Below are 13197 nucleotides of genomic sequence, written 5' to 3' on the forward strand. Positions count from 1 at the left end.
AAATGTGAGCGCTCTTTTTATTTTTGCATAATTCGCAGGTTACCCGGCGTCAGGCAAGCTTATTTGTAAAGCTCTGCAAGGCGGTTGAGGTAATCGTAACGATCTTCTGCTTCGGTGACAGCCTTGCTGAACAGAGCTTCTGCTCTCTCGGGGAAGGCCATCTGCAGACGTGCATAGCGGTTCTCAGACTTGATAAAGTCGAGATAGCTCTCGGTCGGCTGTTTGGAGTCGACAACGAAGGCCGGTTTGCCCTCTACTTTTGCACGCGGGTCGAAGCGGTAGTTGTGCCAGTAACCAGCAGCAACAGCTTTCTTCATCTCTGCCATGCAGTTGCTCATGCCGCCCTTAATGCCGTGCATTTCGCAGGGTGCATAACCGATGATGAGGGACGGGCCGTTGTAGCTTTCTGCTTCTTTCAGGGCTTTTACAGTCTGGTTGTAATCAGCGCCCATGGCGATGTGTGCAACGTAGACATAACCGTAAGACATTGCAATCTGAGCAAGGTCTTTTTTGCCGATGGCTTTACCAGCTGCAGCAAACTGTGCAACCTGGCCGATCTGGCTTGCTTTGGAAGCCTGGCCGCCGGTGTTGGAGTATACCTCGGTATCGAAGACCATAACATTGACGTTCTCGCCGGAAGCAAGCACGTGGTCAAGGCCGCCGAAGCCGATGTCATATGCCCAGCCGTCGCCGCCGAAGATCCAGACGGATTTCTTAGCGAGGAATTCTTTTTTGCCAAGGATCTCTTTTACGAGGTCGCTTGCAGGTGCAGCTTCGAGAGAAGCAACCAATGCCTTGGTGGCCAGTGCGTTCTCGTCGCCGTCATCCAGAGTCGCGAGGTAAGCGTCGCAGGTCTCTTTCAGTTTGCCCTCTGCAGTTGCAGCAAGCTCTTTCACCTTAGCGATGAGGCCTTCACGCAGGACCTTCTGGCCGATGTGCATGCCGAGGCCGTGCTCTGCGTTATCCTCAAACAGGCTGTTTGCCCAGGTTACGCCGTGGCCGCTCTCGCGGTTGACAGTGTACGGAGAAGTTGCAGCGGTACCACCCCAGATAGAGGAGCAGCCGGTAGCATTGGAAACGTACATTCTCTCACCGAACATCTGGGTGATAAGTTTTGCGTAGCTGGTCTCAGCACAGCCTGCGCAAGCGCCAGAGAACTCAAGCAACGGCTGCTCGAACTGGCTGCCTTTGACGGTGTATTTGTTGCTGCCTTCTTTTTTGGAGACGTTCGCAACTGCATAGTCGAAGGATTTCTGCTCTTCGAGCTGGCTTTCCATTGCAACCATGGTAAGTGCCTTGCCGGGGGCCGGGCAGATGTTTGCGCAGGAGGAGCAGCCCATGCAGTCGAGCGGAGAGATCGCGATAGCGAACTTGAACTCGCCAGCCTTCGGCTTGGTGTCTGCCATCTTCATGCCAGCGGGTGCAGCCTTGACCTCTTCCTCGTTCATCAGGTAGGGGCGGATGGTTGCGTGCGGGCAAACGAAGGAGCACTGGTTACACTGGATGCACTTGGTCGGATCCCACTCGGGAACAGTGACGGAAACGCCACGTTTCTCGTAAGCGGCAGCGCCCTGCTCAAAGGTGCCGTCCACGTGATCAACGAATGCGGAAACGGGCAGAGAGTCGCCGTTCATTGCATCAATCGGGTTCAGCAGGTTCTTAACCTGTTTAACGAGAGCCTCACGGCCTTCCAGCTTGCTGTTGTCTGCTTCGTCAACAGCGTTTTTCCAGCTTTCGGGTACTTCAATCTTGACGTAAGCGGTAGCGCCGGCGTCGATTGCAGCATAGTTCATGTTAACAACTGCGTCGCCTTTTTTAGCGTAGGATTTGTGAGCCGCCTCTTTCATGTATTTGATGGCGTCCTCTTTCGGCATAACACCGGACAGGCAGAAGAAGGCAGACTGCAGAATGGTGTTGGTGCGTTTGCCCATGCCAATCTCGATTGCTTTGTCGATTGCATTTACGGTATAAAGCTGGATGTTGTTGTTCGCAATATAGCGTTTTGCCTCAGCGGTGAGGTGATGCTCCAGCTCTTCCGGGGTCCACTGGCAGTTAATCATAAAGCTGCCGCCCGGTTTTACGTCGTTAACCATTTTGAAGCCCTTGGTGACGTAAGAGGGGTTATGGCATGCAACAAAGTTTGCTTTATTGATATAGTAGCTCGAACGAATGGGCTTGTCACCAAAGCGCAGATGGCTTACGGTTACGCCGCCGGTTTTCTTCGAGTCATACTGGAAGTATGCCTGAACAAATTTATCGGTGTGGTCGCCGATGATTTTGATGGAGTTTTTGTTTGCGCCAACGGTGCCGTCGCCGCCCAGGCCCCAGAATTTGCAGGAAACAGTACCAGCAGGTGCGGTATCCGGTGCAGCCTCTTCGGGCAGAGAGTAGCCGGTAACGTCGTCGACGATGCCGAGGGTAAAGCCGTTTTTCGGCTCGTCTTTTTCCAGCTCTTTATAGACAGCAAACACGCTGGAAGGCGGGGTGTCTTTGGAGCCGAGGCCGTAGCGGCCGCCAACAGTGGTTGCTTTTACGCCGCATTTTGCAAATGCTGCAACAACGTCGAGGTAGAGGGGCTCGCCAAGCGCGCCGGGCTCTTTGGTACGGTCCAGAACAGCAATTTTCTTGACAGTTTTGGGCAGCGCCTCAACCAGTTTCTCAGCAACAAACGGGCGATACAGACGAACCATAACAAGGCCGACTTTTTCGCCTGCTGCGGTCAGGTAGTCAATAACTTCGGTAGCAACGTCGCAGATGGAGCCCATTGCGATGATGACGCGCTCTGCGTCCGGTGCGCCGTAGTAGTTGAACAGGCCGTAGTTGGTGCCAATCTTCTCGTTGACTTTGTTCATGTAGTCTTCAACGATAGCGGGCAGCTCATCATAGTATTTATTGCAAGCTTCACGATGCTGGAAGAAGATATCGCCATTCTCGTGAGAGCCGCGCATGGTCGGGTGTTCCGGGTTCAGTGCACGTGCACGGAATGCAGCAACTGCATCCATATCGACCATTTCGCCCAGGTCTTTGTAATCCCAAACTTCGATCTTCTGGATCTCGTGGGAGGTGCGGAAGCCATCAAAGAAGTTGATGAAAGGAACACGGCCTTTGATGGAAGCAAGGTGTGCAACCGGGGCCAGGTCCATAATCTCCTGCGGGTTAGACTCGCAAAGCATTGCGAAGCCGGTCTGACGGCAGGAATAAACGTCGCTGTGGTCACCGAAGATGTTCAGTGCATGGGTAGCAACGGTACGTGCCGATACATGGAAAACGCAGGGCAGCAACTCGCCGGCGATCTTGAACATGTTCGGGATCATCAGCAGAAGGCCCTGGGATGCGGTGTAGGTGGTGGTCAGTGCACCGGCTGCCAGGCTGCCGTGTACTGTGCCGGCTGCGCCGGCCTCGGACTGCATCTCCATCACCTTTACTTCGCTACCAAAAATGTTTTTCTGGTGCGCTGCGGCCCACTGGTCAACACTGTCGGCCATGGGGCTGGACGGAGTGATGGGGTAGATGCTGGCAACTTCCGTGAACGCGTAGCTTACGTGCGCGGCGGCGGTATTGCCATCCATACTCTTTTTAGCTCTTACCATTTTTTAGTTTCCTCCCTAAAAAATTTATAGCGCGGATTGATTTCTCGCATCTTTAATTGTAGCACATTCGCTTGATAAGTAAATAACACCAAGCTCATTTTTGTACAATTTCATAGTTATTCTACAAAAGTAAAGGACCCTTTCCGTTAAATTTTCTTTTTGCAAAATACTTTTTTCACTATGGCAGAAAGCATTCCGTATCGTGGTATTATTTTGCCAAATTTGCTTTACTTTTTATGTCGCAAAAGCGCTAATTGCTGTTTGATTTTCTCATTTTCTTCGCAATTTCTGTGCCAATCTCTCTGCCACACGCAAAGAACCCGCTAAGGTCGCCACCTTAGCCGCATTGACATATAGTTATAAATCTAGTATTCTTGATGCAGATTTGCCTTCTTTAATATATAGGTGTAATAGGCAAAGCTTTAAAATGCTGTTTTCGGCGGCTTACTTCGTGCATATAATGTCTGCATCTGCCGCGCCGCAGCAAAGTTTTTTTGTAAGAAAGGAACGTCGCCCTTATGGACCCTGACCGAGGTATCACCTCTCTTTTTGCTTCTCCCGCTTTTGCCCCCTTACTGTTTCTCTTCTCCTTCGCGCTTTTTCTGGTTTGCGTAAAAATGCTTGCCAGTCTGGACCGCGATGAAACCGGTGAAGAGTTGCTGGGTGTTTCTGACCTGTTTGCGGGGCTTTGGACGCTGACTGCGCTTTTTGGTGCCGCTGCTCTTTGGGCCGGGCTTCGCTGGTTTGCGCCGCTTGTGCTTTGGGCACGGTTGCTTGTGCTGGTAATTGCTTTGTTTGCAATTGTGCCTGCGCTGGCCGCTGGTCGTCTGCGGGTGGGGCGTGCCCCGTCTGCTCTGCTGGCTGTGCCTGCACGGCTGCTCGGCCGTATCGTCTGCTTTCTGCCCCTTTTGTATTTTCGTCTGCGCAGCCTTTCCGCCGCAAGTCCCGTTACCGAAGAAGAAATTCTGGATCTCGTGGACGATGCCGAGGAAGGCTCCTTTATTGATGAAACCCAAAAAGAAATGATTTCGGCTGTGTTTGAGCTGGATGATTTGGAAGCAGGGGAGATTATGACCCACCGCACCGAAATGGAAGCGGTTGAGGAAACCACCCCGGCCCGCCAGATTATCGCTACCGCGCTGGAAAAAGGGTTTTCCCGCTTTCCGGTCTACCGTAAAAATCTCGATGATGTCGTAGGTATCCTGCACATCAAAGACCTGTTGGTTTTGGTAGAGCATCCGGGCGAAGAAGATGAGCCGGTAAGCCGCTATATGCGCAGCGCTATGTTTGTGCCGGAAAGCTGCCATGCGCGCGAGCTTTTGCTGGAGTTTAAACAAAAGCATACCCAGATTGCCGTAGTGGTAGACGAATATGGCGGCACTGCCGGTATCATTACGATGGAAGACATTCTGGAAGAGATTGTCGGCAGCATTCAGGATGAGTTTGACAATGAGGAAGAGGAGCTTACCGCAGTTGATGGCGGCTTTGAAACCGATGGCTCCACCGACCTTGATGATATCTTTGAAGAGTTTGACTTAGACCCGCCGGAGCGCGAAGAATACGAGGACTTCGATTCGGTAGGAGGCATGATTTTACAACGTTTGGGTCGATTCCCTGCCCCCAACGAAGAAATCGTTGTTACCTATGGCGGCGTAGAATTTACTGTACTTTCCTCGGGCGAGCGCCGCATTGAGCGGGTGCTTTGCCGCTTACCTGTCGCTGTTTCTTAGTGCAGCTTTTTTCTGCTGCATCTTTTAATCTACATAAAAAAGCGGAGAACGGCAGCGCCCTCCCGCTTTTTTATTTATCCTGATGAAAGGTTGTTTGCATTATGCCTCATACTGAAAAACTCATCTCCCGCGAGGAGATTTTTACCGGCCGTGTGATTCACGTCACCCGCGACACTGTCCTGCTTGAAAACGGAGAGGAATCCACGCGAGAGGTCGTCCATCACAATGGCGGTGCCTGCATCGCCGCTTTGAACGAAAAAGACGAGCTGTATTTTGTGCGCCAGTACCGCCACGCTTACGAGCGCGAAATTCTCGAACTACCCGCGGGTAAGCTGGAAAAAGGGGAAGACCCCTTCTATGCCGCAAAGCGCGAGCTGACCGAAGAAGCTGGCATCACTGCGGACGATTATATTTCGCTCGGCACTTTCTTGCCCACCTGTGGCTACTGCACCGAAACGATTTATCTTTATGCTGCCAAAAACCTGCATCAGTCCTCGCAAAACCTAGATGCGGATGAATTTGTGACCGTGGAGAAAATCCCCTTTGCGAAAGTTGCCGAGATGATTGCAGCAGGGAAAATCAACGACGGCAAGACCATTGCCGCCTACTACCGCCTGGCGATGCTGCGCGAAAAAGGCGAATTTTAAATTGTTCGACCTGCAAGGTGAGCCACTCCTATTTTCAAATGATATTCCTCCCATATGCGCGGGAATGTGGTGAGAATAGGCATGCGGGACAAGCCTAAATAAAACAAACACGATTTGCCGGGAGGTGACGAGATGCACAAGCCGTTTTTAAAACAGCATGGCCCGCACCCGTTTGCGCAGATCGTGTTTTTCTTTGCGGTTTGGCTGCTCTGCTACCATACGCTTGCCGGCGGTACTCTGCTTGCCCCTAATATCTACGACAGTTACTCTTTGCAGGCGCAAAGCTGGCTTACCGGGCGGATGGATTTGGAAACCGGCGCCCATTATAGCTGGCTGGAACTGGCGATTTTTGACGGCCGCTATTATGTTTCGTTTCCGCCATTGCCTTCGGTGGTTTGTTTGCCGTTTGTAGCATTGGTGGGTGCCGCATCGGTGCCAGCGAACCTACTTTGTGCCATTTATCTCGTCTGCGCCGCCGCAGGGGTATACCGTGCGTTTTGCATTACCGGGCATTCGGCAGAAATTTCTACTTTTTGGGCCACTGCCCTTGTTTTTGCAGGCAATGGTCTGGAACTTGCCCGCATGGGCGGCGTGTGGAACCAGGCGCAGCTGCTTAACCTCGCGCTGTGCTGCTGGGGTGTTGCCGCTTTTTTTGCAAATCGCAGATCTTCATCGCTTTTTTGCTTTGCGCTTGCGGTCGGCTGTCGGCCTTTTTCTGCGCTTTTTTTGATTCTTACCTTTTTATTATTCTATCGGCAAGACCGCCTGGCGGGGAAAAGCCACTACACATTCTTGCAAAGCCTCTGGCCTGGTCTGCTGGGCACTGCCCTTATAGCGGCTGTTTTGATGTGGTACAATTTTGCCCGGTTCGGCAGTCCTTTCGAGTTTGGGCATAACTTTCTGCCGGAATTTGTACAAAGCACTCACGGCCAATTCAACTTGGTTTACTTATGGCAAAATCTGTGCAATATCTTTCGCCCCGTTACGCTAAACAGCGGCCTGGCACTGCAATTTCCACGTTTTGACGGATTTTTGTTTTTGCTTGCAAACCCTGTTTTTATTATCTTTTTTATTCATCTGGCGCGTCCTGCGCCAAAACCTTTGCACCTGCTGCGCTGGGCTGCCGTTGCTGGCTTTACACTGAATCTGCTAGCCCTTTGTGTGCATAAAACTTTTGGCGGCTGGCAATTTGGCGCACGGTACACCGTAGACCTTTTGCCTTATGCACTGCTGTTTTTAGCAAGAGAACCGCAACGACCCGTGCGCTGGTGGGAAAAAGACCTCTGTACCTTTGGGCTGCTGTTCAACGCGTTTGGCTCTATTTACATGATGCTGGACAGCCGACACTTTTTCCGTTGATTACTGTGTGCTTTTCAGATATTTCTTTTTACTCACAGCGTTTTTCGAATACGTATAAATCTGCTGACCTTTTTACTTTTTTGTATTTCAAAATTGATTTACAAAAAGAAAACCGGCTGCCCTACTGGGCAGCCGGTTGCTATTTTTACTGCATTGGACTTTCCTCAATCAATTTAGAATCTTACGCTAACTAACTCAGCGAGCTTTGCGTTTATGCTAGTACATTGGTCTTTCCCTTTCTTTTATAGAAATTCTGGGTTTGCCTTTACACTAGTACATTGGCGTAAAACCTTTCTTTCAAATCTATATTGATTTTCTGGACATCGCGTCCGATATGGTGGGTTTCACCCCGTGCAGAACGGCTGGTTTTGTCCTGTCGTATGACGGTGGTTGCTGGCCTTGCGCCGCTTCGTTTTAATAAACGGTAACTTTCGCCCCTTCACAGGCTCTACTGCCGTTCTGCAGCGTGGTGACCCGGCTCTCCATGGTCGGGCCTCAAATATACTTTCACCGGTATCACCCCTTTCCAGTTTTGAAAATTGGCAAGCGTCTCAAAACTTTTGTTACCACCTTGGCCCCCTGCATTTGCGGGAGGACTTACCTGTGGCATCTGCCGGTGTTGTTTGACGCTTTTGCTTTCTTTTCTTGCCTTTATTATAGCAAATTCGAGCAAAAATACTATTGGCAAGTTTGATGGACTTTACGCAGACATTCTAGATATATTGTATAAATTAATTTTATAATATTCCATTTTATTGTTTAATATATCCACATTTTCAGAGTTTTCCATAACTTGCAGCTTTTAACAGCTATCTTGTTACGCATACAGTCGCCAGCCATTGCCACAAAGCGACGGTAAGCACGCTAAAAATAATCTTTACTGCACGGTCTTTGTTCATCAGCGGCGCCCCCTTTTACTTTAGTGTATGAAAGTAGTGGGCAAAAGATGAAAAAAGCTGTCTACGCCAGTCGGAAGAACTGACCCGCAGACAGCTTTTGTTTTTTCTAATAAATCGCTTATTACAGCTTTTTAATCACGCCTTCGGTAATTTCGCTGGCGGTTTTACAATATTCCCGAATATCAAACTCTTTGCCTACCAGCAGCTCGGCACCAGCCTCGTCGCTGTTGTCGCTCATCGCGCGGATAATTACAAACGGCACGTCATTTTTAGCTGCAATGTGTGCCACGGCTGCACCTTCCATCTCTACGCAGGCAGGGTCGCAAAAAGCTTTGATGCGGTTTTTGGTAGCAGTGTCGCCCACAAACTGGTCGCCGGTTGCTACTTTGCCCACAATGTGGTGCACGCCCGCCTCATTGCAGGCCTCTTCTGCTGCATGAATCAGCGCAGGGTCTGCCGTATACTCGGTAAGGTTCGGGTAATTCTGCGAAATCATCGAAAGCTCTGCGTCGTGGTAAGTTACCTTGTCGCTCACCACCACATCGCCAATGCCAATACGGCTGGTCATGTTGCCTGCAATACCAGAGAACACAATTGCCTCTGCCCCAAAAGCCGTAACCAGCAGCTGTGTAGCTGCGGCCGCATTGGCTTTGCCCATACCGGCGCAGCAAAGCACAACCTCTTTGCCATGCAATGTGCCTTCATAAAAATCAACGCCGCCTACGCGCTTTTTCTGCTCTTTGCCTAGCTTCGCCGCAAGCAATGCGACTTCTGCGGGCATTGCGCCCAAAATACCAATGGTTTTTACCATGTGTCAGCCAATCCTTTCTGTTGTTGCACCACGGCTTTTGGCCGGTGCGCTTGCGTTTGTTTGATTCGCACACCGCGCAGCACGGCAGCGCAAAAAGAAGACAGGCGGGCGGGGCAACTGCTGCCTCTGCCCGCCTGTGACAGTTACTGCTTAAACGTTGAAACGGAACAGCGTTACATCGCCGTCTTTCATCACGTATTCTTTGCCCTCGCTGCGCACAAGGCCTTTTTCTTTGGCTGCGGTCAAGCTGCCGCAAGCCATCAGGTCGTCAAACGCAACAATCTCAGCGCGGATAAAGCCACGCTCGAAGTCGGAGTGAATTTTGCCTGCTGCTTGGGGTGCGCGGGTGCCTTTTTTGATGGTCCATGCGCGCACTTCCGGCTCACCGGCGGTGAGGAAAGAAATCAGACCCAGCAGCGAATAGCTCTCGCGAATCAGGTTATCCAGGCCGGAAGCTTCGAGCCCAAGCTCTGCGAGAAATTCTTTTTTCTCATCCGGTGCAAGCCCTGCAACGTCCTCTTCAATTTTAGCACAGATCGGCATGCAGCCTGCACCCTCTGCCTTTGCAATCTCCTGCACACGCGGGTAGTAAGCGTTTGCTTCAATGCCACCCAGCAAATCATCTTCCGAAAGGTTTGCGGCGTAAATTACCGGTTTTGCAGAAAGCAGGTGAATGTCTGCCAAAAGTGCAGCTTCATCGTCATTTTCCACCTCGAACCCGCGGGCATTGTTGCCCTCGCTAAGGTGTGCAATCAGTCGCTCAACAAAAGCAGCCTCTGAAGCGGTGGCTTTGTCGCCGCCCTTCATTGCCTTTTTTGCTTTTTCCAAACGGCGCTCGCAGATTTCGATATCCGAAAGAATCAGCTCGGTATCGATGGTCTCGATGTCGCGAGCGGGGTCTACGCTGCCGTCGACGTGGATAATATCGCCGGAATCAAAGCTGCGCACAACATGAATGATGGCATCCACTTCGCGGATATGGCTGAGGAACTTGTTGCCGAGACCCTCGCCTTTGGAAGCGCCTTTTACCAGGCCTGCAATGTCTACAAATTCAATGGTGGCCGGGGTGTATTTTTTCGGGTGATACATCTCTGCCAGCTTGTCCAAACGCACATCGGGCACAGCAACCACGCCGACGTTCGGCTCGATGGTGCAGAACGGGTAGTTTGCCGCACCTGCACCTGCGTTGGTGATAGCATTAAAAAGGGTACTTTTGCCGACGTTCGGCAAACCCACAATACCGAGTTTCATATAATGTCACAACTCCTGTGTTCAAATTACGCAAAAACATACGGTATTATTATAGGTCAAACGCTGCCCGCTTGCAAGTGCCGACTTTTGGCGAAAGGCCGCGCATCTTTGCGGCTGGCGCGGTATTGTGTTGAGCCTCGGTTGAATTCTCTATAAGCGCAGCGTATAATCGGAGCTGGCCACAAACATGAAAAAGCAGCATTTGCATATGATGTTTTTTATAAAAATAACGCCATAAACCGCAACCTAAGGGGGCTACCATGGTAATTGTGTATTTTTCGGGCACAGGTAATTCTGCATATCTGGCAAAATTATTTGCTCGGCAGATGGAATGCGAATGTTACAGTATTGAAGAAGCCATTGATTTTGAAGCTGTTTTTCAAAAGCAGGACATCATCGCCATTTGTTACCCTATATACGGCTCCTGCGTTCCCAAAATCATGCGGGATTTTGCCGCAAAGCACCGCAGTCTGCTGGAACAAAAAAAGCTGATTATTTTTTGCTCTCAGATGATGTTTTCCGGAGATGGCGCGAAGGCGTTTGCACGGCTCGTGCCGCAATCCCACGTCATCTATGCGGAACATTTTAATATGCCAAATAATATCAGCAATTTTTCACTTTTCCCGATTACGGAAAAAGAGCGTGTTCGCAAAAAGGCAAAGGCAGATGCAAAAATGCAGCGCGTGTGCAGCAATATTAAAAGCGGAAAAGTATTTTTGCGCGGGTGGTCACTGGGCTCTCAGTGGCTCGGCTATGTACAAAATAAATTTTGGCCGGACGTGGAACGCAAGCAGGCCTCCTCTTTTTGCGCGGATGAAAGCTGCACCGGATGCGGCCTGTGTGTAAAAAAATGCCCGGCGCAAAACCTCGTGCTGCAAGAAAAGCGGCCTGTTCAGCTAAACCAATGTATGCTATGCTACCGCTGCGTAAATCTGTGCCCTCAAAAGGCAGCCACCGTGATGCTGCCAGCAAAAGTGAAAACACAATACAAAGGCGTGGAAGGCTAGCCCTGCGCTTTTCTTTTACTTTACTCCTTCTTTGATCATCATAATCGCCGTCGCTTGTGGCAAAGCGGCGGCTTTTTTACGCTTTTTACAGTTCTTGCTTTTAAATATTCGCGCACTGGTTTGGGCAGATTTTTCCGCTTGTTTTGGTCTGTTTTTTGGCTCTGGCTTTTTCGCTTATTTTTTAGCACTGCAAAGTGTCAGCAAATCGTGTGTTTTTGCTTGTGTTTCAAACAGTTCAGTGTTTTAATGAAAGAAAGAGTTTTTTTGTTAGCATTGCCTGTTTAATAAGAAGGGTGGAATGGTTTTATGCGTTTTCCTCAAATGCCCGAGGCTGGCCGCCCCGTAGTCATTCTGCTGCATGGCGGCGGCCTTTCTGATTGGTCGGTTGCAGCGTTACGCCACCGCTTGCATGAGCACTTTTGTGTGCTGACCCCTATCCTCGACGGACATGGAATGGACGCGGAGACAACCTTTATTTCGATTGAAGATTCTGCCCAAAAGCTGCTTGATTTCATCGACAGTCATTGCGGCGGTCACATCTTTGCACTGGGCGGGCTTTCGCTGGGGGCGCAAATTGCGGTAGAGGTGCTTTCGCTGCGCCCCGCCGTTACCGATGTTGCACTGATTGAAAGCGCGCTCTGTTTGCCGATTCCCGGCGCACGCAGTTTAGCAGGCCCCACCTATGCACTTTGTTATGGGCTGGTAAAACAGCGCTGGTTTGCAAAAGCACAGGCAAAAACGCTCTGCCTGCCACCTGAACTGTTTGAGGATTACTTCTCGGACAGTAAAAAAATGAGCAAAGCTTCGCTGGTCAACATCACCGTTTCCAACGGCAGTTACAACCTGGAGCGCAGCCTTGCCAAAGTAACGGCAAAAACTTTGGTTATCGTGGGTGAAAAAGAGCGTAACATCATGCGTCGCTCTGCCGAATTGCTGCATAACGCGATTCCGTCCAGTACCCTGTACATTGCAGATGGCAAGCAGCATGGCGAGTTAAGTATTTGCTGCCCTGAAGAATACGCGGCTCTATTTCTAGATTTTTGCGGCAAACAGGGGCTCTCCCTTTCTGCCCCGCAGGTGGAGTAATCGGCCCGAAACGTTTTTTTGTTCACAATTTTTGGTTATAATGGAATCATGAAAACAGCACCACAGGAGGAAAAACATGGATAAAGTAAAAATTCTAATCGTTGATGACGATAGAAATATCTGCGAGCTGCTTCGGCTTTATTTAGAAAAAGAAGGATATGAAACCACGCTGGCCTATGATGGGCAACAGGCACTAGAGGTTTTTGCCGATGCAAAACCGAACCTTGTGCTGCTTGATGTTATGATGCCGCGTATGGATGGCTGGGAAACCTGCCGCCGTATTCGCGCACTGGGCAACGTGCCCGTCATTATGCTGACAGCAAAAGGCGAAACCTTTGATAAGGTGCTTGGCCTTGAACTTGGCGCGGATGATTATATTGTAAAGCCGTTTGACACCAAAGAGGTCGTGGCCCGCATCAAAGCCGTGTTGCGCCGTTACACCAGCAATTCCGGCACTGCCGAGGAAGAAAACAAGGTCATCAGCTTTGATCAGCTTAGCGTTGACCTCACCCGCTACGAGCTGAAAGTTGGTGGCAAGGTGGTAGATGCACCGCCGAAAGAGCTGGAGCTGCTTTATTTTCTTGCCAGCCACCCAAACCGCGTATTTAACCGCGACCAGCTGTTGGATGAAGTATGGGGCTTTGAGTATTACGGCGATTCCCGTACCATTGACGTGCACGTAAAACGCCTGCGCGAAAAACTGGAGGGTGTATCCGACCAATGGAGCCTCAAAACAGTCTGGAGCGTTGGCTACAAATTTGAAGTCAAGGATTCCGCTTCCTGATTTTTGCGGTGCTGCAACCTTTGCCGGCAGGGC

The 13197-nt window shown here is 50.4% G+C and carries 9 protein-coding genes; 6 read left to right on the forward strand and 3 right to left on the reverse strand.

Going from position 1 to position 13197, the window contains the following annotated elements:
• Nucleotides 1-59 precede the first annotated feature (59 nt).
• The gene (gene nifJ / locus C1A11_RS04645; protein ID WP_102049307.1) at nucleotides 60-3590 is read right to left on the reverse strand and encodes a pyruvate:ferredoxin (flavodoxin) oxidoreductase; all 3531 of its coding nucleotides are present in this window, start codon (nucleotides 3588-3590) and stop codon (nucleotides 60-62) included.
• 518 nt (nucleotides 3591-4108) lie between these two features.
• On the opposite strand from nifJ, the gene C1A11_RS04650 reads away from it, so the two are divergent.
• From C1A11_RS04650 to C1A11_RS04660, 3 genes are all read left to right on the forward strand, one after another.
• Nucleotides 4109-5320, forward strand: a complete 1212-nt coding sequence (locus tag C1A11_RS04650) for a hemolysin family protein (protein WP_102049309.1) — start codon at nucleotides 4109-4111, stop codon at nucleotides 5318-5320.
• Between the two features lie 101 nt (nucleotides 5321-5421).
• Nucleotides 5422-5967, forward strand: coding sequence for an NUDIX hydrolase (locus tag C1A11_RS04655; RefSeq protein WP_102049310.1), 546 nt, complete (start codon nucleotides 5422-5424; stop codon nucleotides 5965-5967).
• A gap of 132 nt (nucleotides 5968-6099) precedes the next feature.
• Nucleotides 6100-7326 carry a hypothetical protein gene (locus C1A11_RS04660; protein ID WP_102049311.1) on the forward strand — a complete coding sequence of 409 codons (1227 nt, stop codon included), beginning with the start codon at nucleotides 6100-6102 and terminating at the stop codon, nucleotides 7324-7326.
• Between the two features lie 1020 nt (nucleotides 7327-8346).
• On the opposite strand, the gene C1A11_RS04675 is transcribed toward C1A11_RS04660, so the two are convergent.
• Both C1A11_RS04675 and ychF read right to left on the reverse strand, forming a co-directional pair.
• Nucleotides 8347-9036, reverse strand: coding sequence for a 5'-methylthioadenosine/adenosylhomocysteine nucleosidase (locus C1A11_RS04675; RefSeq protein WP_102049316.1), 690 nt, complete (start codon nucleotides 9034-9036; stop codon nucleotides 8347-8349).
• Nucleotides 9037-9186: 150 nt separating this feature from the next.
• Nucleotides 9187-10287 (reverse strand): redox-regulated ATPase YchF, encoded by a 1101-nt coding sequence (gene ychF, locus C1A11_RS04680; protein ID WP_102049318.1) that lies wholly within the window; start codon nucleotides 10285-10287, stop codon nucleotides 9187-9189.
• Between the two features lie 260 nt (nucleotides 10288-10547).
• Between ychF and C1A11_RS04690 the strand changes: the two genes are divergently transcribed.
• From C1A11_RS04690 to C1A11_RS04705, 3 genes are all read left to right on the forward strand, one after another.
• A complete protein-coding gene (locus tag C1A11_RS04690) occupies nucleotides 10548-11294 on the forward strand; it encodes an EFR1 family ferrodoxin (RefSeq protein WP_102049322.1) in 747 nt (248 codons plus the stop codon).
• 306 nt (nucleotides 11295-11600) lie between these two features.
• Nucleotides 11601-12380 carry an alpha/beta fold hydrolase gene (locus C1A11_RS04700; RefSeq protein ID WP_102049325.1) on the forward strand — a complete coding sequence of 260 codons (780 nt, stop codon included), beginning with the start codon at nucleotides 11601-11603 and terminating at the stop codon, nucleotides 12378-12380.
• 76 nt (nucleotides 12381-12456) lie between these two features.
• Nucleotides 12457-13164 carry a response regulator transcription factor gene (locus C1A11_RS04705; RefSeq protein WP_102049327.1) on the forward strand — a complete coding sequence of 236 codons (708 nt, stop codon included), beginning with the start codon at nucleotides 12457-12459 and terminating at the stop codon, nucleotides 13162-13164.
• Nucleotides 13165-13197: the final 33 nt, after the last annotated feature.

The sequence above is a fragment of the Pygmaiobacter massiliensis genome (assembly GCF_900199435.1).
Lineage (GTDB): Bacteria > Bacillota > Clostridia > Oscillospirales > Ruminococcaceae > Pygmaiobacter > Pygmaiobacter massiliensis.